The organism is Stenotrophomonas sp. LGBM10 (assembly GCF_046736075.1).
Lineage (GTDB): Bacteria > Pseudomonadota > Gammaproteobacteria > Xanthomonadales > Xanthomonadaceae > Stenotrophomonas.
The window spans coordinates 287768-307739 of record NZ_CP177163.1 but is presented as its reverse complement, the minus strand read 5'-3'; the positions used below and the strand labels follow the sequence as shown (position 1 = coordinate 307739).

Here is a 19972-nt window from a genome sequence, read left to right as displayed (position 1 = left end):
CGGGACGAACCGTATATTGGCATAGGACAAAATGAAAATCACCGGCCAGACCGCCGCTGCGGTCTTCGAGAGCATCCGCCAGCAGATCCTCAGCGGGGTGTTGGCGTCGGGCCACAGCCTGCCGCCGGTGCGCGAGCTGGCGGCGCAGCTGGCCATCAACCGCAATACGGTGGCGGCCGCCTACAAGCGGCTGGATGCTGCCGGGCTGGCCGTGACCCAGGGCCGCCGCGGTACGGTGGTGGCCGCCCGTCCGGTAGCGGTGGCACAGGAAGGCAGCGCTGCCGTGACCACGCTGTTCGACCTGTCCAGCGGCAATCCCGATCCGCACTGGCTGCCGGATCTGCGCGCGCTGCTGCCCCCACGCGCCCCGCGGCTGTACGGTACGCCGACCCTCGATCCGACGTTGGCACGATTGGCACGCGCACACCTGGACCCGGATTGCCCGGCCGGTTATGCGCTGGAGCTCACCCACGGTGCGGTGGACGCGATCGAGCGGTTGCTGGCCGGCTGGTTGCTGCCCGGCGACCGCGTGGCGGTGGAGAATCCGTGCTTCCTCGGCAGCCTCAATACGTTGCGGGCGGCGGGGCACGCCACGGTTGCGGTGTCGATCGATGAGGAAGGCATGCAGCCGGCGTCGCTGGCCGACGCGCTGGAGGCGGGCGCGCGCGCGGTGCTGCTGACCCCGCGCGCCCACAATCCCACCGGCGCCTGCCTCAGCCGGCGGCGCGCCCGCGCGCTGCGCCAGGTGCTGGAGCGGTATCCGCAGGTGCTGGTGCTGATCGACGATCATTTCGCCGGATTGTCGCAGCAGGCGTATCACTCGGTGCTCCCGCCGGGTACGCAGCGGTGGGCGCTGGTGCGCTCGCTGTCCAAGTCACTGGGGCCGGACCTGCGCCTGGCCCTGCTGGGGTGCGATGCCGACACCGCGGCCCGGCTGCGTCTTCGGCTGGCGCCGGGAACCGGCTGGGTGAGTCATCTGCTGCAGGATGCCGCAGCGGCGGCGTTGGGGTCTGCCCGGGCAATGGCACGCGTGGCCAAGGCCGGGCGCGACTACGCCCAGCGATGCGAGACACTGCAGCTGGCCTTGCGCGAGCAGGGCATCGGTACGCCGGCGATGATGGACGGCCTGAATCTGTGGCTGCCGTTGTCGCAGGACAGCCAGCCACTGGTGCTGGCGATGGCCCAGCGTGGGTGGCAGTTGCGCGCCGGCGAAGTGTTTGCCGTGCAGCCGGGCGTGCACGGCGTGCGCATCACCACCGCCAGCCTGACCGCCGCCGATGCGCGTCGGCTGGCGGCCGACCTGCAGCAGGCGCTGCTGGCTCAGGGCGCGCTGGGTGCGTTCGGACGCACGTAGTGCGATTGGCCGTTGTCGCCCACGAAGATCAGTTCCGGTCTGCCCTGCCAGGAGGTCAGCATCGCGCCGGTGCTGTTCTGGTGTTTGATGACCAGGGTGGCGCCGCGGTCGGGGTTGGCGGTGACCTTGAACACTTCGGTGGTGCCGGTGGCATCGTCGAGGGTCAGGATGGCTTCGTCGCCGACATCGGCCGTGCCGTAGCCGCCGCGCTCGGAACCGTCCGCGCCGATCAGGATCATGCCGGACAGCGGCGAGGCGCGTGGGCCTTGCGAGACGCCTTTGCTGTGCGGATCGGGGACCGGCGCGCCAAGGATCACACGGGCCTGGCCGTTGCCATCTTCGATGACCAGCCCGCGCGCGGTGATCACGCGATCGCGCGCCTGGCTCTGGTGCAGCTCGAACGCGGTCCAGCTGGACACGACCAGCGCCAGGCAGGCAACCACCAGCGTGGTAAGAGTGAGCGCGCGCGACATGGCTTCTCCGAATCCTTGGAAAGCGCCGACGATACCGAAAGCGTCGCGGTACGACCAGTCGGAAAATGCCGCATCGAAGCGATGTGCGTCACGGTATGGGCGAACGTATCGTGATGTATCGCGGCATGTCGTGCCGATGCGTCAGTGGAAGTCGCGACTGTGCGTGCGTACGCCGTCGATCAGACCGCCGATGTCGTGCATCTGCCGCACGATCAGATGCTGCACGCCGTCCACGCGTTCGAGCCGGCCATCGATCTGCATCAGCCGCGCCTCCACCAGCACCCGGTGCTGGCGGTCGGCGATACGTCGCCAGACCACGGCATTGACCATCCCGTATTCGTCTTCGAGGGTCAGGAAGGTGACCCCGCTGGCCGTTTGTGGGCGTTGCCGCATGCGCACCAGCCCGGCGAAGCGCACGTTGCGCCCGTGCGGCAGCGCGGCGAGCTCATCCGAGCGCAGGCAGCGCTGCTGTTGCAGCTGCGGGCGGACGAAGGACACCATGTGCCGGCCCAGCGTGGTGCCGGTGCTGTTGTAGTCGGCCTGCATGTCATCGAACGCGGTGGGGGCGGGCAGCGCCACCTCGGCTTCGTCGGTGGCGCGTGCCTGCGCGAACAGTGGCAGCGGTTTCTCAACGCCGGATACATCCCAGCGCGCGCGATGGCGATGGCCGCTGAGTGCCTTGAGCGCACCGGCATCGGCCAGCAGGCCCTGGTGGCGGCGGTCGAGGCCGGCACGCTGGCTGAGATCGGCCACGCTCTCGAACGGTCCGCGTTGGCGCGCCTGCACCAGGGCGGTGGCGACCGTTTCGCTGAAGCCATCGATCATGCGCAGGCCCAGGCGGATGCCGAATCCGGCACCGGCCACGGTGGGCGGCACCAGCGTGCAGTCCCACGCGCTGTGGCAGGCATCCACGGGCAACACCGGCACGCCGTGGCGGCGTGCGTCCTGCAGGATCTGGTCGGGCGTATAGAACCCCAGCGGCTGGCTGTTGACCAGGCTGGCGGCGAACGCGGCCGGGTGGTGGCACTTGAGCCAGCAGCTGACATAGGTGATCAACGCGAAACTGGCCGCATGGCTCTCCGGGAAGCCGTAGCTGCCGAAGCCCTTGATCTGCTCGAACAGCCGTTCGCCGTATTCGCGGCTGTAGCCTTTGCCGGCCATGCCGGCAAGCAGCTTGTCCCGATGCGGTTCCAGCCCGCCGTGGCGCTTCCACGCGGCCATCGAGCGGCGCAGCGCATCGGCCTCGCCGGCACTGAAACCGGCCGCGGCCACGGCCAGCTGCATCACCTGCTCCTGGAACAGCGGCACGCCCAAGGTGCGTTTGAACACTTTGTGCAGCTCCGGCGGGTAGTCGATCTCTTCGACACCGCTCTCCTTGAGCTGCTTCCGCCGGTTCAGATACGGATGCACCATGTCGCCCTGGATCGGACCGGGGCGCACGATCGCCACTTCGATCACCAGATCATAGAAACAGCGCGGCTGCATCCGCGGCAGCATCGCCATCTGCGCGCGCGACTCGATCTGGAACACGCCCAGGGTGTCGGCGCGGCAGATCATGTCGTAGGTGGGGCCATCGTCGGGCGGGATGGTGGCCATGCTCATGGGCGGTTCGCCATGCGCCTGCAGCATTGCCAGGCATTTGCGCACGGCGGTGAGCATGCCCAGCGCCAGGCAGTCCACCTTCATCAGCCCGGTGGCATCCAGGTCGTCCTTGTCCCACTGGATCACGGTGCGCTCGGGCATGGCCGCGTTCTCCACCGGCACCAGGGTGGACAGTGGATGTTCGGAGATCACAAAGCCGCCCGGATGCTGGGACAGATGGCGGGGGAAATCGACCAGTTCGGCGGTCAGTGCCACCACCCGTCGCATCAGCGGCGTGTCCGGGTCGAAACCGCGTTCGCGCAGCGCGTCGGGCAGCGGTTCGTGGCTGCTCCAGCGATCCAGGCAGGCGGCCAGTTCGTTGACCTGGTCCGGTGGCAGGCCCAGCGCGCGGGCCACATCGCGCACCGCGCTGCGCCCGCGATAGCTGATCGCCACCGCGGTCAGCGCGGCGCGTTCGCGGCCGTAACGGTTGAACACGTACTGCAGCACTTCCTCGCGGCGCTCGTGCTCGAAATCGATGTCGATGTCCGGCGGCTCGTCGCGCTCTTCGGAGATGAAGCGCTCGAACAGCAGTTGCATGTGGCTGGGATCGATCTCGGTGACACCCAGCACGTAGCACACCGAGGAATTGGCGGCCGAGCCGCGGCCCTGGCACAGGATCTCCTGGCTGCGCGCGAAGCGCACGATGTCGTGCACGGTGAGGAAGTAGGACGCGTACTGCTTGGTCGCGATCAGGGCCAGTTCGTGTTCGATCTGGGCCCGCTGGGCCGGTGTGGTGCGTTCGCCCCAGCGCCATTGCATGCCGTCTTCGACCAGCACGCGCAGCCAGCTGCCCGGGTCGTGCCCGGCGGGCACCAGTTCGCGCGGGTAGGTGTAGCGCAGCTGCGACAGGTCGAAGTGGCAGCGGGCGGCGATGCGCAGGGTTTCTTCCAGCAGCGCGGTGGGATACAGCAGGGCCAGTGCCTGGCGGCTGCGCAGATGGCGTTCGCCATTGGGGAACAGGCGCCAGCCGGCGTCGGCCAGCGTGCAGTGGTGGCGGATGGCGGTCAGGGTGTCCTGCAGGGCACGGCGGCGGCGCACATGCATGTGCGCATCGCCGCTGGCCACCAGCGGAATCCGGTGGGCGTGGCCGAACTGCTGCAGCGCGCGCAGGCGCGCTTCATCGTCGGCCTCGCGGTGCAGCTCCACCGCCAGCCACAGCCGCTGCGGGAAGCAGGCCTGCAGCCAGTCGGCATCGGCCGGATCGGGGCTGCGGTCGACCCACAGGCACAACAGGTTGGCCGACAGCGCCTGGATGTCGTCGCGCAGGCAGCGGTAGGTGCCCTTGACCGCGCGCCGGCGGCAGGTGGTGATCAACTGGCACAGGGCGGCATAGCTGGCCAGGTCGGTGCACAGCAGCACCAGCCGCGGGCCATCCTCCAGCTGGAATTCGGCGCCGGTGATCAGCGCCACGCCGTGGCTGCGCGCCGCCTGCCAGGCGCGCACGATGCCGGCCAGCGAACACTCGTCGGTAATCGCCAGGGCCTGGTAGCCCTGGTCCCTGGCCCGCGCGAACAGTTCCTCGGCGGTGGAGGCACCGCGCTGGAAACTGAAGGCCGACAGGCAATGCAGCTCGGCATAGTCGGGCAGGGGCAGGTTCATGCGAACCAGCCGTGCAGCATGAACGGACCGGCGCTGGCGTCGGGCGCGGTGTAGGCCCAGCCGCGTTGGCCCTGCGCGGTTTCCACCACGTAATAATCGCGGCGCACGTCGCCCGCGTCCCACCAGCCCGATTCGATCCGCTCCGGCCCGGAGAGGACGCGCAGGTGGGGATCATGCAGCGGCTGCGGGTGCGGCAGCAGCCAGCCGGGGCGCAGCGGCAACGCCGCCGGGGGCAGCGCCTTGGCGATGGTCTGGGCATCGCCGCTGGCCCGTTCCGGACGATGGTCGGCGCACAGCACCAGGCCCTGCACGGCGTCGTCGCCCAGCCGCGCGCGCAGGCGTTCGCGCACCTGCTCCCACGGCATGGCCTGCTGCGGGCGCGGGTCGAACAGGTCGCGCGCGGCCGGCACGAACGGTGGCAGGCGCTCGGCCTGCAGGCGCAGGCCACGGCTGCCGGCAGGCAGCGCCAGGTGATCCACGCGGTTGCGTGCCAGCTCGAACAGCATCGCCGCATCGCGTTCGGGCGCCAGCAGACCGATCGACAGGCGGGTGTCGGGCTGGCCGTCGTGCTCGAACCACAGGTCGAACTGCTGCACGCCGCCATCGCGGGAGCACAGGAAGGCGGCGAGGTCGGCGGTCAGGCGGCGCAGCGGGAACAGCAGGGCCTGGGTGGAGTCGATCTCATACTCGAACTCGATGCGCGCATCGAACCGGTCCGGTGGCTGGAAGTACCGCAGCAGCGGCGACTGCAGACCGCGCAGCGCATCCAGGTGGGCCAGTACCTGCGGCGCGAAACGCCGCGCCAGACTGTCGCGCGGCACCGCGAAGGCGGCCCCGAGCGTGCGCAGGCCCGAGCGGGCCAATACCGTGACGGCATCGGCGGGCAGGCCGCTGCGCTCGATCGGCACCGGTTCAAGGGCGGCCAGCAGTTGGCTGTCGTCCACGCCCAGCCGCGGGTGGAGGTGGGTGAGCACGCAGGCGGCGTAGGGATTGGGCGCGGCCACCAGGCGATGGCGGAATCCGAGGTCCTGCAGGCCCTCGCGCAGGCGCTGCTCGATGGCCGGCCAATCGCCGAACAACGCGCGGCTGGCGCCGATCTCCAGCGCCAGCGCATGCGGAAAATCCAGACTGACCTGTGAGCTGATGCCGTACAGCCAGCTGGCCAGCAGTTGCCGGGTGGCCTGTTCGGCGCGCGGATCGTACTCGACGCAGACCAGTTCGCCGGTCAGCACCTGGGCGGCCGACAGCAGCATGCCGCGACGCAGCCCGAGCTGCCGCGCGCGCGGGCTGACCGCATGCAGCATGCGCCGCTGCGCCGGCCCGCTGACCAGCACCAGTGCGAGCGAAGGATCGGGTTGCTGGCGCAACGCGGTATCCAGCGCCAACTGCGGCAGCAACAGGCAGGCCCAGTGCATGGCGGCGGCTCAATGCGCCAGCGACAGCGGCAGCGGGTGGGCCGGCGCCCGACCGCCCCGGCACTTGAGAACCTGTACCTGGCCATCGTCCACCTGCAGGCGCAGGGCGGCGGGGGACGGGTTGCGGGCCTGGCGCGCATCGCGGAAGGCGAAGCCCAGGCACTGGCCGGTTTCGGCGGCTACCTGCAGCCGGCGCAGGGCGCGGTCATCGCCCTGCGGCCAGCACAGCACCGCCGCGCAGGCGGCCGAACGCAGGCATTGTTCGGCCGCCCACAGCGCCTCGCGCGGGGTAGCCCGGACGATATGCACCTGGCCCAGCGCCAGCCCGGCCCCGGCCCAGGCCGGGGCATGCGGTTGCCACGGCGGGGCGACCAGCACCACCGCCTGCTGCTGGCTCAGCCGCGCCAAGGTGGGCCAGACCAGCCCCAGCTCGCCCTGGCCGGGGCTGGACAGCAGGATTTCAGACAGGGCCGACGCCGGCCAGCCGCCGCCGGGCAGGCGCGCGTCCAGCGCCGGATGGCCGGTGGGGTGGGGCGCCTCGGCCGGCGCCGTGCGCGGCTGCCCACGCCAGACCTGGCGGCTGGCGAGCAGGTCCTCCAGGGCCCGGACCGCGCCCATCAGTGGGCCTCCCGGGAGGGCTGGAGCAGACGGTGGCGGGCACGGAACAGGGGCATGGCGGTGAGTATCGGAAAGGGCGGTATCACGGGCTGATACCGACAATCCTACCGCCAATGAGTAAAATTGCTAATGAATTTCCCCGGCCCGTGCCGTCCGCGCCCACACCACCAGCGCCAACGCCGATACCGCAGCACCGGCACTGCAGACCGCGCTCCAGCCGTATGCGGCATACAGGGCGCTGCCGGCCAGCGCGCCAATGCCGCTGCCGGCCGCATAGAACAGCATGTAGGCGGCGATTGCCTGGGCCTGGGCCTGCGGGGCCGCCGCCAGGATCAGGCTCTGGTTGGTCACATGCAGCGCCTGCACCGCCAGGTCCAGCAGCAGCACGCCCAGCACCAGCCAGCCCAGGTGCACGGGCAGCGCGGCCAGCGGCGCCCAGCTGACCAGCAACAGCAGCAAGGCGGCGCACGACACCCGCCCGGCATGGCCCTGGTCGCTCCAGTGGCCACTGCGTGCCGCTGCCAGCGCGCCGACCAGGCCGACCAGTGCGAAGGCGCCGATGGCGGTGTGGCCGAGCGCATGCGGCGGTGCGCTCAGGGGCAGCGCCAAGGTGCTCCAGAACAGCCCGAACGCGGTGAACAGCAGCAGCCCCAGCATGCCGCGCCGGCGCAGTACCGGCTGCGTGCGCAGCAAGGCGGGCAGTGACACCCGCGGCACCGCAGTGGGCACGGCCAGCCGCGGCAGGCGCAGCCACACCAGCACGCCGGCGATCACCATCACCCCGGCCGACAGGACATACACCGCGCGCCAGCCGCCGATGTCGGCGACCGCACCGGCCACCACCCGCGCCAGCAGCAGGCCGATCACCACGCCGGCCTGCGCCGCACCCACCACCCGGCCGCGTTCGTGCGGTGGGGCCGCCGCGGCGGCATAGGCGATCAGGCCTTGGGTCATCGCCGTACCGAGCAGCCCCACCGCGAGCATCCCCAGCAGCAGCGCCATCGCGTTGCCGGCCACCGCCACGCCGAGCAGGGCCACCACCAGCGCGACGTTCTGCGCGGCCATCAGCCGGTGGCGGCTGAGGCGGTCGCCCAGCGGCACCAGCCACAGCAGCGCGGCGACCGAACCGAGCTGGGTGGCGGCGATCACCGCGCCGATCCGGGCGGTGCCGATGCCCAGATCGGCGGCCAGCGCATCCAGCAGTGGCTGGGCGTAATAGACATTGGCGACGCTGAGGCCGGCGGCGGCGGCGAACAACAGCAGCAATGACGAGGGAGTACGGGGGGAGGGAACGGAGCGGGACATCTTGTGGTCTCAAATCAGAACCAGTTGATTCTGCCCGTTGTGGTTCTAAAATAAAACCATCTGACTGGAGCGCCCCCATGCACGATCCCAATCTGACCTGCCCGGTGGCCCGGGCGCTGGATGTGGTGGGCGACCGCTGGTCGCTGCTGATCGTGCGCGACGCCTTCGACGGCGTGCAGCGCTTCAGCGATTTCCAGCGCAGCCTGGGGATGTCGCGCAGCATGCTGAGCCAGCGCCTGCAGGCCCTCACCGATGCCGGCATCCTGGTCCAGCAGCCGTCGGCCGAGGGGGGCCGCTACCTCCACTACGCGCTCACCGCGCAGGGCCAGGCCCTGTTTCCGCTGGTGGTGGCACTGCGCCAATGGGGCGAAGAATTCCTGTTCGCCGACGGCGAAGCCCGCTCCGTCCTGCACACCCGTGAAGGCGGCGAACCGTTGGCGCCGCTGCTTCCGCGTGACCTGCAGGGACGGGTGGTCGGCAGTGCGCAGACCGAGGTGATCAGGCCCGCGGCCTGACGCGATCGTCCCCGGATGTGAACGCGGTGTTGACAGCGATGAACGCGCTCGCCCACTCTTCGCATGGGAGCGTCGGTTCGCCGCCGTTCCCGGCAGTGCGGCTGTCACGTCGGGCGGAGGGGCCCGGGCGTAGCCGTCACTGACCTGGATCACCCTGGTCCGGGCCCTTGCGGCTCGCGGCCCGCCGGTATGGCGCTGCACCCTTCTGCGGCAAGACTCCCTGGATTTATTGCGCAAGCAAAGGTGTTTCGCCCGCTCATGAAAACGATTTCAAAGCCCCTGGCCCTGACGGCCGCCATCGCACTCTCGCTGTCCGTCCCGGCCCTGGCCGCGTCGCCCAAGGCCGTCGCCACGCGCGATGCCTTCACCGTGCTGAGCCTGGAACAGACGCCCGAGCGCATCGATGCCACGGTGCTCGCCGACCAGCTGCAGGCTCTGCAGGTGGACGCGCTGACCATCGGCAACGTGGTGCGCCCCGCCGATGCCGCACCGGCCGCCGACCCGCTGCAGGTACTGGCTGACCGGTTGGGTTACTCGTACCGCTTCGTGACGTCCACGGCCGACGCTGCCGAACGTCGTGGCAGCATCGTGATCTCGCGCCTGCCGGTGGAAGCCGAACTGGACAGCGCGTCCGGTGGCCTCAACTATCTGCGCCTGAACGATGGCGCGCACGTGGTCGCGCTCTACACCCGCAGCGGGGCGGCAGCGAACGACGCAGCCCCGGTCAAGGGTCTGGTGGATGCCACGCGCCTGGGCGCGCCGGCCGTGCTGCTGGGCGCTGTCGATGCGGAAGGCGCCACGGCCGCCGGCTTCGACTCGGCCGCCACCGGCTCCTACTTCAGCCAGGGCTTCGAATCGGCCACCAGCACGTCGGTGAAGCTGCGTACCGATACCGGCAAGCAGGGCGTTGCCGGCACGCTGCTGACCCTGGGCTATGCCGCTCCGGTCGGCGGCGCGCAGCCGTGGATGGACACTGGCCTGAGCGCCGACGCGCGCGCGGCGCTGCTGGTTGCGCAGATGACCGTCGACGAGAAGTTCCAGATGCTGCACAGCTACTTCGGGCTGGGCAAGGATGGTGGCCCGCTGCCGGAAGGCGCGGTCGGCTCGGCCGGCTTCGTGCCGGGCGTTCCGCGCCTGGGCATCCCGGCGCAGCAGTCGGCCGATGCCGGCGTCGGCGTGACCAACCCCGGCGGCCTGCGCAAGGGCGACCATGCCACCGCCATGCCGTCCGGTCCGTCCACCGCCTCGAGCTGGAACCCGCAGATCGCCTTCGCCGGTGGTGCCACGATGGGCCGCGAGGCCTGGCAGCAGCGCTTCAACATCCTGCTGGCCGGCAGCGTCAACCTGCAGCGCGATCCGCGCAATGGCCGCAACTTCGAGTACGCCGGCGAAGATCCGCTGCTGGCCGGCCGCCTGGTGGGCGAGTCGATCCGTGGCGTGCAGAGCCAGCATGTCATCTCCACGATGAAGCACTTCGCGCTCAACGACATGGAAACCTCGCGCAATTTCCACAGCGCCGAGATCGGCGAGCAGGCGATGCGCGAGTCGGACCTGCTGGCCTTCGAAATCGCACTGGACGCGGGCAAGCCCGGTTCGGTGATGTGCTCGTACAACCGCATCAACGGCACTTACGGCTGCGAACACGACTACCTGATGAACCAGGTGCTCAAGCAGGAATGGAAGTTCCCCGGTTTCGTGATGTCCGACTGGGGCGGCGTGCACAGCGGTTCCAAGGCGGCGCTGGCCGGCCTGGACCAGCAGTCGGCCGGCGAAGTGTTCGACAAGGCCGTGTATTTCGATGAACCGCTGCGCCTGGCCGTGGCCGGTGGCGTCGTGCCGCAGGCGCGCCTGGACGACATGGTCGCCCGCATCCTGCGCACCATGTTCGCGCACGGCAATTTCGACCTGCCGCCGCAGCACCAGCCGATCGACGACGAGGCCGGCTTCCTGGCCGCGCAGCGCACCGTGGAAGAGGGCAGCGTGCTGCTGCGCAACGCCGGCGACCTGCTGCCGCTGGGCAAAGACGTGCAGCGCATCGTGATCATCGGTGGCCATGCCGACAAGGGCGTGATCGGGGGCGGCGGTTCGTCGATGGTCGGCTGGACCGCGCGTGGCACCAACGCGGTGCCGGGCGTGCTGCCGACCACCTGGCCGGGCCCGGTGATCTTCCACCCGTCCTCGCCGCTGGAGGCGCTGCGTGCAGAGCGTCCGGATGCGCAGATCAGCTATGTCGACGGGCGTGACGTGGCTGCTGCCGCGCGCGCTGCCGCCGCTGCCGACGTCGCCATCGTGTTCGCCACGCAGTGGTCGGCCGAGTCGGTCGATCTGCCGCACATGCAGCTGCCGGACAACCAGGACGCGCTGATTGCCGGCGTGGCCAAGGCCAACCCGAAGACCGTGGTAGTGCTGGAAACCAATGGCCCGGTCGAGCTGCCGTGGCTGCAGCAGGTGCCGTCGGTTCTGCAGGCCTGGTACCCGGGCATCCGTGGCGGTGAAGGCATCGCCGCACTGCTGACCGGCAAGGTCAATCCGTCCGGCCGCCTGCCGGTGACCTGGCCGGTGGATGCCAGCCAGTTGCCGCGTCCGCACGTGAACGGCCTCGGCTTCACGCCCAAGCAGAAGCCCGACGACACCATCGACTACGACATCGAAGGTGCCAACGTCGGCTACAAGTGGTTCGCCGCCAAGGGCCTGGTGCCGCAGTTCGCGTTCGGCCACGGCCTGTCCTACACGCAGTTCGGCTACGACAACCTGGCCGTGACCGTGGAAGGCCAGCGTCTGGTGGCTACCGTGGATGTCCGCAACACCGGCAAGGTGGCCGGCGCGGACGTGGCGCAGCTGTATCTCACCCTGCCCGAAGGCAGCGTCACGCCGATCCGCCTGATCGGCTTCCAGAAGGTGATGCTGCAGCCGGGTGAGAGCCGCCGCATCCGTATCGAGGCCGAGCCGAAGACCCTGGCCAGCTTCGATACCACCGACAAGCAGTGGAAGATCGCCGCCGGGCGCTACCAGGTGCAGGTGGCACGTTCGGCCACCGATCCGGTGCAGCACGTGGACGTGGCGCTGGACGCAACCGTCGTACGTTGAGGAACACCGGCAGGCACGACGCAACGTCGTGCCTGCCGCTCACTCCGGCAGGTGCTGGCGCAGGTGCGCCAGCAGCAGCTGCACCCGCCGCGAGGGCTGGGCAGTGTCCGGGAACACCGCATAGACGCCCTGGCGCGGGAAGCGGTGCCTGCGCAGGATCGGCAGCAGCCGCCCGCACGCAAGATCGTCGTCGATCAACCACCTTGGCAGCACCGTCGCCCCGGCCCCGGCCAGCGCGAAGGCGCGCAGCGTGGACGCGTTGTCCACCGTTACCACCGCATCGACGGGGTTGCAGGCAAAGATCTGGTCGCTGCCATCGGGGGCGATCAGCGGCAGGTCCGCCAGGCGCGGATAGCCCAGCCGCGGCAGCGTCCGCACCCAGTCCGGATCGTCGCGCGCGGCCTCGTCCGGCAGCGATGACAGCACCGACGGCGCGGCCACCGCACACAACGCATGCTCGTCGAGCAGGGTGGCGCGCAGCCGGGAATCGGCCATGCGCCCCAGCCGGATCGCCAGGTCGAACCGTTCCGGAATCAGGTCGGCATGCGCCGGCGAGGTCGACAGGTGCAGGCGCAGCTGTGGGTGCAGGGCACGGAAGCGCTCCAGCAGCGGCACCACCTTGGCGATCGCGTATTCGGGCGTGGTGGTCAGGCGCAGCGTGCCACGCAGCTGCTGCTGTTCGCTGCGGGCTTCCTCGATGGCCAGTTCGGCGGCAGCGAGCATGGCGATGCAATGCTGATGGAAGCGCTCGCCCGCTTCGGTCAGCGCCAGGCTGCGCGTGTTGCGTACCAGCAGGGTCACGCCCAGTTCCTGCTCCAGCCGTTTCAGGTTGAAGCTCACCACCGCCTTGCTCTGGCCCAGCCGTTGCGCCGCTGCGGTCAGGCTGCCTGCATCGACCACGGCCTTGAAGGTATCGAAGCGATCCAGGCTGACCATTGCGCGTGGCCTCTGTCAAAAATGGTTTGACAGTCTTGCATCGGATGTTCGGTTTATCCAGCGCCGTTGAACGCGCATGCTGCCGCCTCGTTTCCGGGAGTGCGTGATGGCGTATCGGGCCAGGGTGGAACTGCTGTATCTGCTGGGTTTCTCATTGGACCTGGTCAACATGTTCATCGGCACCGTCGCCTATCCGGCGCTGGCGGTGGACCTGCACGCCTCGGTGACCCAGCTGGCATGGATCGGCAATGCGTACATGCTGGGGCTGGCAGTGGTGATTCCGCTGGGCAGCTGGCTGGCGGCGCGGTTGGGTGAGCGTCGCGTGCTGTGCCTGTCGCTGGGCGTGTTCGCGCTCGGGGCGACCCTGGCAGGCACGGCTCCCACCATTGAAGCGCTGATCGGCTGGCGGCTGCTGCAGGGGCTGGGGGGCGGGCTGTTGATCCCGGTCGGGCAGGCGATGGCGTACCGGCACTGCCCGGCGGCGGAACGCGGTCGCCTGACCGCGCGGATCATGGCGGTGGCCCTGCTGGTGCCGGCGCTGTCGCCGACCTTGGGCGGTTGGCTGGTGGGGTGGGGATCGTGGCGCGCGGTGCTGCTGGTCAGCGTGCCGTTGGCGCTGCTCACCCTGGTCCTGGCCGGCGCCTGGCTGGTACGCCCATCGCCTGCGCCGGCACCGCCGCTGGACTGGCGTGGGCTGCTGCTGGGCTCGCTCGGGGTGAGCCTGCTGCTGGTGGCGCTGAGCCTGCTGGCCGAGTCGCGCCAGCGCGGGCTGGGGGTCGGCGTGCTGGCGGCCGCCGCCGTGGTGCTGGCCTGCCATGCCCGCACCACCGCCCGCAGCCGGCATCCGGTGCTGCAGTGGTCGCTGCTGCGCCACGTGCCGCTGCGGCTGGCCATGCTGGTGTACCTGCTGGTCCCAGGCACGTTCATCGGCACCCAACTGGTCACCACGCTGCTGCTGAGTCGCCAGGGCTACAGTGCCGTGGCCATCGGCGGCTTCATGCTGCCGTGGGCGATGGCCTCGGCATGCGCCATCGCCATCACCCGGTACGGGCTGGCGCGGTGGGGCGCACGCGCGCTGCTCAGCGCGGGCATGCTTCTGCAGGCCGTGGGAATCGTGCTGCTGCTGGCCGTGCAGGCGCGGCAGCCGATGCTGCCCGTGCTCGCGTTCGCCTTGATGGGGCTTGGCGGCAGCCTGTGCAGCAGCAGTGCGCAGACGCTGGCCTTCCAGTCCCTGCACGGCGACGCGCTGCTGCCGGCCAGTGCCTTGTGGAATCTCAACCGCCAACTCAGTTTCTGCCTGGGCGCGGCGCTGCTGGCCTGCGTGCTCGGCGCGCTGTCTGCGGTGCTGCCCGGGCGCGCCTTCCCCGTCACCCTGCTGCTGGCCAGCGGCATGACCCTGCTGCCGCTGCTGCCCCTGTGGCGGCTGCCGGCCGCCTCTCTTTCTCCACGAGTGACATCCCATGAATGACATCCCCCCTTCCTCCCTGGCCGCGTTCGACGAGGTGCGCGCGCTGCACGTGCTGATCGAGGACTGGTTCAACGCCCGCCTGCCGGCCGACGCGCTGGAGGCCCTGCTGGCACGCTTCACCGATGACTTCAGCATGGTCGGCATCGGCGGTGTGCGCCTGGACAAGCCGACGCTGGCCCGCTTCTTTGCCGCCGCGCACGGCGGCCGCGTCGGTCTGCGCATCGCCGTGGACGATCTTGCCTTCCTGCCGCTGCCGGGCAACGCCTGCGCGGTGCGCTATCGGGAAGACCAGGCCGACGCGCAGGGCAGTACGCGGCGCGAAGCACTGGCCGTGTTGCGTGCCGATACCGGCGGCGCGCTGCGCTGGCAGGCTTTGCACGAAACGTCGGTTGGTGGCTGAATGCGGCCCGTGGCCATGCCGGACGCCCTTCGGCACCTACCCGGGCGGGCAGAGCGGCGCTAGGCTGCGAAGGTTCGTCGCCAACCTGCCGGGAGAGAGCCCATGCGTGTCCGTGTCGTGCCTGTCGTGCTGTTGAGTGTTCTGGTTGCGGCCAGTGTGTCGGCGCAGACCTCGCCGATGACCCCGGATATCCCGGCCAAGGGGTTCGTGACGCCGACGGCCCACGATGACTACGACAAGCGCGTGGTGATGGTGCCAATGCGTGACGGCACGAAGCTGTACACCGTGATCGTGGTGCCCAAGGGCGCACACAACGCGCCCATCCTGCTGACGCGCACGCCGTATGACGCCGCCAACCGTGCCAAGCGGATCGACTCCCCGCACATGCGCGACATCCTGCCGCAGGGCGACGAGGTGTTCGTCGATGGCGGCTATATCCGGGTGTTCCAGGACATCCGCGGCAAGTACGGTTCCGAGGGCGATTACGTGATGACGCGGCCGCTGCGTGGGCCGCTCAACCCGACCCGGGTGGACCATGCCACCGACGCGTGGGACACCATCGACTGGCTGGTCAAGCACGTCCCGGAAAGCAACGGCAAGGTCGGCATGCTGGGCTCGTCCTATGAAGGGTTCACCGTGGTGATGGCCTTGACCGACCCGCATCCGGCGCTGAAGGTGGCCGCGCCGCAAAGCCCGATGATCGACGGCTGGATGGGCGACGACTGGCTCAACTACGGCGCCTTCCGCCAGGTCAATTTCGGCTACTTCACCGGCCAGCTGGCCAAGCGTGGCAAGGGGCCGGCGATTCCCAGCGTCGGCTACGACGACTACACCACGTTCCTGCGTGCCGGCTCGGCCGGCGACTACGCCACGGCCAACGGGCTGGATCAGCTGCCGTGGTGGCACAAGCTGATCGAGCACCCGGCCTACGATGCGTTCTGGCAGGAGCAGGCGCTGGACGCGCGCATGGCGAAGACGCCGTTGAAGGTCCCCACCATGTGGCTGCAGGGCTTGTGGGACCAGGAAGACATGTGGGGCGCGGTGCACAGCTATGCGGCGATGGAGCCGCGCGACACCGGCAACACGCTCAACTACCTGGTGATGGGGCCGTGGCGGCACAGCCAGGTGAACTACGACGGCGCGTCGCTGGGTGCGCTGAAGTTCGACGGTGACACCGCGCTGCAGTTCCGCCGCGACGTGCTCAAACCGTTCTTCGACCAGTACCTGGTGGATGGTGCGGCCAAGGCCGATACGCCACCGGTGCTGATCTACAACACCGGCGAAAACCACTGGGACCGCCTGCAGCAGTGGCCGCGCACCGCCGCGCAGAGCAAACCGCTGTACCTGCGTGCAGGCGGCAAGCTGTCCTTCGAGGCGCCGCAGCCGGGCGAGGCGACGTACGAAGCCTACGTGTCCGACCCCGCCAAACCGGTGCCCTTCGTGCCGCGCCCGGTGCGTTTTGCCGACCGCGACATGTGGACCAGCTGGCTGGTCAAGGATCAGCGGTTCGTTGATGGCCGTCCCGACGTGCTGACCTTCATCAGCGAGCCGTTGACCGAACCCCTGCGCATTGGCGGCGCGCCGCAGGTGAACCTGCAGGCAGCCACCAGTGGCAGCGACAGCGACTGGGTGGTGAAGCTGATCGACGTGTATCCCGACCAGACCCCGTCCACGCCGGAAATGGGCGGCTATGAACTGGCGGTGTCGATGGCGATCTTCCGCGGCCGCTACCGCGAGAGCTTCAGCGCGCCCCAGGCGATCGCCGCCAACCAGGTGCTCGATTACCGGTTCGGCCTGCCGACCGCCAACCACGTGTTCCAGCCGGGCCACCGGGTGATGGTGCAGGTGCAGTCCAGCCTGTTCCCGCTGTACGACCGCAATCCGCAGACCTTCGTGCCGAACATCTACCTGGCCAAGCCGGGCGACTACCAGAAGGCGACCCAGCAGATCTGGCACGCGCCGCAGCAGGCCAGCTTCATCTCGCTGCCGGTGTATTGAGCACACGCGTCACGGCCAGCCAGTCCGGCTGGCCGTGACGAATGACCGGTCGCGCGCGTGGGGCCAGTGCCGGCGGCAGTCCCGGCAGGCGCACGCGCGCCGCGCATCAGCCGGACACGCTCGGGTAGTCGGTGTAACCGTGCGAGCCGCCGCCGTACAGCGTGTTCGGGTCCAGGTCGGACAGGGCCACGCCCAGGCGCAGACGCTCGACCAGATCCGGGTTGGCGATGTACGCACGGCCGAAGGCGATCATGTCGGCGTAACCGGACGCGATCGCCGCCGACGCGGTGTCCTTGGTGTAGCCGTTGTTGGCGATCCACGGGCCGCGGAACTTCGCACGCAGCGTCGCGTAGTCGAAGGCGATATTGTCGCGCGGACCGCCGGTGGCGCCTTCGATGACATGGATGAAAGCCAGTCCACCGATCGCGTCCAGGCGTTCCACCGCACGTTCGAACAGCGGCTGCGGCTGGCTGTCATGTGCGTCGTTGGCCGGGGTGACCGGCGACAGGCGTACGCCGGTACGGTCGGCGCCGATCTCGGCAGCCACCGCGCGCACCACTTCCTCCAGCAGGCGGGTGCGGTTCTCGATGCTGCCGCCGTAGGCGTCGGTGCGCTGGTTGCTGCCATCGCGCAGGAACTGGTCGATCAGGTAACCGTTGGCCGCATGCACTTCCACGCCATCGAAACCGGCGGTGATCGCATTGCGCGCCGCCTGGCGGTAGTCCTGGATGATGCCGGGAATTTCATCGAGCGCCAGAGCACGCGGTGCCGACACATCCTCAAAGCCCTTGGCGGTAAACGTCTTGGCCTTGGCGGTGAGCGCGCTGGGAGCCACCGGCGCCTGGCCATCCGGCAGCAGGCTGGTGTGCGAGATGCGGCCGACGTGCCAGAGCTGCAGCACGATCCGGCCACCGCGCGCATGCACGGCGGCGGTCACGCTGCGCCAGGCATCGATCTGCGCCTGGCTGTAGATGCCGGGTGTGTCCAGGTAGCCCTGGCCCATCGGGCTGATCTGGGTGGCCTCGGCAATGATCAGGCCCGAGCTGGCGCGCTGCTGGTAGTACTCGATGGCCAGCGGATTGGGCACGCGGCCCTCGATGGCGCGGTTGCGCGTCAACGGAGCCATCGCGATGCGGTTGCGCACCTCGATCGCGCCGAGCCGGGTGGCGGTGAACAGGGGGGCGTCGGTGGAAGAAGTCATGTGCATGCCTTGGGGGAGGGCGCTGCCATCAAGCAGCGTGGACAGACGAGATGTGGACGTACGACCGCCAGCATAGGGGGCAGTGCGTTGCAGCGATGGGAAGCATTGTTGCGGGTGCCTGCGTGCACGTTCTGTAACGCAGCCGGGGCGTAGGGTGGATGTCATGCAGGCACGGCCTGCCGCTGTTTTCCAACCCGAGGTACAACGTGATGATCAATTATCAGCTCAAGGGCAAGGTGGCCATCGTGACCGGTGGCGTCTCCGGCATCGGCCTGGCCGCGGCCGAACTGCTGGCTGCTTCCGGTGCGGCGGTGGCGATCTGGGACCTGAAGGCCGATGCGGTGGAAAAGACCGCCGAAGCGCTGCGCAGCAAGGGCGTCAACACGATCGGGATCGCACTGGACGTGACCGATGAAGCGGCTGTGGAGGCGGCGGTGCAACGCACCGTGGCGTCGCTGGGTGAGCTGGACATCGCGGTCAACAACGCCGGCATCGGTGGTCCCTCGGCAAGCAGTGGCGACTATCCCGTGGACGGCTGGAAGCGCGTCATCGACGTCAATCTCACCAGCGTGTTCCTGTGCCAGCGGGCGCAGATCCAGGCGATGCGCGCGGCGGGGAAGGGCGGCAGCATCATCAACATGGCCTCGATCCTGGGGCAGGTCGGTTTCAACAACGCGGCGGCTTACGTCGCGGCCAAGCATGGCGTGGTCGGCCTGACCCAGACCGCAGCCTGGGAACATGCGGGTGACCGCATCCGGGTCAATGCGGTCGGTCCCGGTTTCATCGCCACCCCGCTGCTGGACGCGATGGACCCGGCGGCGCGCAAGGCGCTGGAGGCCAAGCACGCGCTGGGCCGGCTGGGCACGGCGGACGAAGTGGCGGCGCTGGTGGCCTGGCTGGCCAGCGACGACGCTTCGTTTGCCACCGGTACCTACTACGCCATTGATGGCGGTTACCTGGCCCAGTAACCGCATCGGCGGCACACCCGCCGGGCGTTCCGCCGGTTTCACAGTCCCCAGACGTCACTGTCTGCAACGCTCGCGGTATTCCGTTGCAGGCAACCTCAATGATCGGACTGGAACAAGACCTCTCCATCCTGCTGCGCATCGCCGCGGCGATGGTCTTCGGCGGGCTGATCGGCATCGAGCGCGAGATGGGCCGGCATGCGGCCGGGCTGCGCACGCACATGCTGATCGCCGGTGCGGCGGCGTTGATCGTCGGCCTCGGCGACAGCATCGCCGAGCATTTCCAGCAGGAGCGCTACCGCGACCTGCTGCAGGTTGATCCGGTGCGTCTGATCGAAGCGGTGGTGGCCTGCGTCGGCTTCGTCGCGGCCGGCACCATCCTGCGCGGTTCGCACGAGGACCAGGTCAGCGGGCTGACCACCGCCAGTTCGCTGATCATGGCCGCCGCGATTGGCATCGCGGTGGGCATTGGCGAATACGTGATCGCCGTTGGCGTGACCCTGCTATGCCTGATCGTGCTTGCGGTGTTTCGCCGGATCGCCAAAAAACTGGAGCCGTCATGAGCAGCGAACGTCCGTTCGAGATCCAACGCATCGACCACGTGGTGCTGCGCGTTTCCGACCTGCCACGCGCGGTGCTTTTCTATCGCGACGTGCTGGGCTGCACGGTGGCGCGCGAGCGCCCCTCGCTGGGCATGGTGCATCTGCGTGCCGGGGCATCGATGATCGACCTGGTCAGCATCGATGGCGTGCTCGGCAAGCCCGGTGGACCCGCCGCAGGCGCGCAGGGGCGCAATGTCGACCACCTGTGCCTGCGCGTGGACCCGTTCAACGAGGCCAACCTGCGCGCGCACCTGCAGATGCATGACGTGACGGTGGATGGTCCGGCGGAAAGCAACTTCGGTGCCGAAGGTGACGGGCCGTCGCTCTACGTGCATGACCCCGACGGCAATGGGGTCGAGCTGAAAGGCCCGGCCAGCGAGTGCGGTCGCTGA

At 69.4% G+C, this 19972-nt stretch carries 16 protein-coding genes; 9 read left to right on the top strand and 7 right to left on the bottom strand.

What is annotated here, in order from left to right:
- Nucleotides 1–31: 31 nt before the first annotated feature.
- Nucleotides 32–1354, top strand: coding sequence for a transcriptional regulator PtsJ (gene ptsJ / locus ACLB90_RS01235; protein ID WP_411851256.1), 1323 nt, complete (start codon nucleotides 32–34; stop codon nucleotides 1352–1354).
- Here ptsJ and ACLB90_RS01230 read toward each other — a convergent pair.
- The 5 genes from ACLB90_RS01230 to ACLB90_RS01210 form a co-directional block, all read right to left on the bottom strand.
- On the bottom strand, nucleotides 1321–1827 hold the full coding sequence (locus ACLB90_RS01230) for a hypothetical protein (protein WP_411851255.1): 507 nt from the start codon (nucleotides 1825–1827) through the stop codon (nucleotides 1321–1323). The genes ptsJ and ACLB90_RS01230 overlap by 34 nt on opposite strands.
- Before the next feature lie 141 nt (nucleotides 1828–1968).
- A complete protein-coding gene (locus tag ACLB90_RS01225) occupies nucleotides 1969–5070 on the bottom strand; it encodes an error-prone DNA polymerase (RefSeq protein ID WP_411851254.1) in 3102 nt (1033 codons plus the stop codon).
- The gene (locus ACLB90_RS01220) at nucleotides 5067–6485 is read right to left on the bottom strand and encodes a Y-family DNA polymerase (RefSeq protein WP_411851253.1); all 1419 of its coding nucleotides are present in this window, start codon (nucleotides 6483–6485) and stop codon (nucleotides 5067–5069) included. Before ACLB90_RS01220 ends, ACLB90_RS01225 begins: the two co-directional genes overlap by 4 nt.
- Nucleotides 6486–6494: 9 nt before the next feature.
- On the bottom strand, nucleotides 6495–7103 hold the full coding sequence (gene imuA, locus ACLB90_RS01215) for a translesion DNA synthesis-associated protein ImuA (RefSeq protein ID WP_411851252.1): 609 nt from the start codon (nucleotides 7101–7103) through the stop codon (nucleotides 6495–6497).
- Nucleotides 7104–7229: 126 nt separating this feature from the next.
- On the bottom strand, nucleotides 7230–8408 hold the full coding sequence (locus ACLB90_RS01210; RefSeq protein ID WP_411851251.1) for an MFS transporter: 1179 nt from the start codon (nucleotides 8406–8408) through the stop codon (nucleotides 7230–7232).
- A gap of 77 nt (nucleotides 8409–8485) precedes the next feature.
- On the opposite strand from ACLB90_RS01210, the gene ACLB90_RS01205 reads away from it, so the two are divergent.
- On the top strand, nucleotides 8486–8923 hold the full coding sequence (locus tag ACLB90_RS01205; RefSeq protein ID WP_411851250.1) for a winged helix-turn-helix transcriptional regulator: 438 nt from the start codon (nucleotides 8486–8488) through the stop codon (nucleotides 8921–8923).
- A 258-nt stretch (nucleotides 8924–9181) separates the two neighbouring features.
- A complete protein-coding gene (locus ACLB90_RS01200) occupies nucleotides 9182–12010 on the top strand; it encodes a beta-glucosidase family protein (RefSeq protein ID WP_411851249.1) in 2829 nt (942 codons plus the stop codon).
- 39 nt (nucleotides 12011–12049) lie between these two features.
- Here the strand turns inward: ACLB90_RS01200 and ACLB90_RS01195 are convergent, their stop codons facing one another.
- The gene (locus ACLB90_RS01195) at nucleotides 12050–12946 is read right to left on the bottom strand and encodes a LysR family transcriptional regulator (protein WP_411851248.1); all 897 of its coding nucleotides are present in this window, start codon (nucleotides 12944–12946) and stop codon (nucleotides 12050–12052) included.
- Between the two features lie 76 nt (nucleotides 12947–13022).
- Here ACLB90_RS01195 and ACLB90_RS01190 point away from each other — a divergent pair, with 76 nt between their 5' ends.
- From ACLB90_RS01190 to ACLB90_RS01180, 3 genes are all read left to right on the top strand, one after another.
- Nucleotides 13023–14414, top strand: a complete 1392-nt coding sequence (locus ACLB90_RS01190; RefSeq protein ID WP_411851247.1) for an MFS transporter — start codon at nucleotides 13023–13025, stop codon at nucleotides 14412–14414.
- Nucleotides 14407–14814 (top strand): DUF4440 domain-containing protein, encoded by a 408-nt coding sequence (locus ACLB90_RS01185; protein ID WP_411851246.1) that lies wholly within the window; start codon nucleotides 14407–14409, stop codon nucleotides 14812–14814. Before ACLB90_RS01190 ends, ACLB90_RS01185 begins: the two co-directional genes overlap by 8 nt.
- 102 nt (nucleotides 14815–14916) lie before the next feature.
- Nucleotides 14917–16812, top strand: coding sequence for a CocE/NonD family hydrolase (locus ACLB90_RS01180; RefSeq protein WP_411851245.1), 1896 nt, complete (start codon nucleotides 14917–14919; stop codon nucleotides 16810–16812).
- Between the two features lie 106 nt (nucleotides 16813–16918).
- Here ACLB90_RS01180 and ACLB90_RS01175 read toward each other — a convergent pair whose 3' ends face one another.
- Complete coding sequence (locus tag ACLB90_RS01175) at nucleotides 16919–18013, bottom strand: alkene reductase (RefSeq protein ID WP_411851244.1); 1095 nt, start codon at nucleotides 18011–18013, stop codon at nucleotides 16919–16921.
- A 209-nt stretch (nucleotides 18014–18222) separates the two neighbouring features.
- Between ACLB90_RS01175 and ACLB90_RS01170 the strand changes: the two genes are divergently transcribed.
- From ACLB90_RS01170 to ACLB90_RS01160, 3 genes are all read left to right on the top strand, one after another.
- Nucleotides 18223–18981 carry an SDR family NAD(P)-dependent oxidoreductase gene (locus ACLB90_RS01170; RefSeq protein WP_411851243.1) on the top strand — a complete coding sequence of 253 codons (759 nt, stop codon included), beginning with the start codon at nucleotides 18223–18225 and terminating at the stop codon, nucleotides 18979–18981.
- Between the two features lie 101 nt (nucleotides 18982–19082).
- Entirely contained in the window at nucleotides 19083–19541 is a 459-nt protein-coding gene (locus ACLB90_RS01165; RefSeq protein ID WP_411852669.1) for an MgtC/SapB family protein, read from the top strand.
- Entirely contained in the window at nucleotides 19538–19972 is a 435-nt protein-coding gene (locus tag ACLB90_RS01160) for a VOC family protein (protein ID WP_411851242.1), read from the top strand. Before ACLB90_RS01165 ends, ACLB90_RS01160 begins: the two co-directional genes overlap by 4 nt.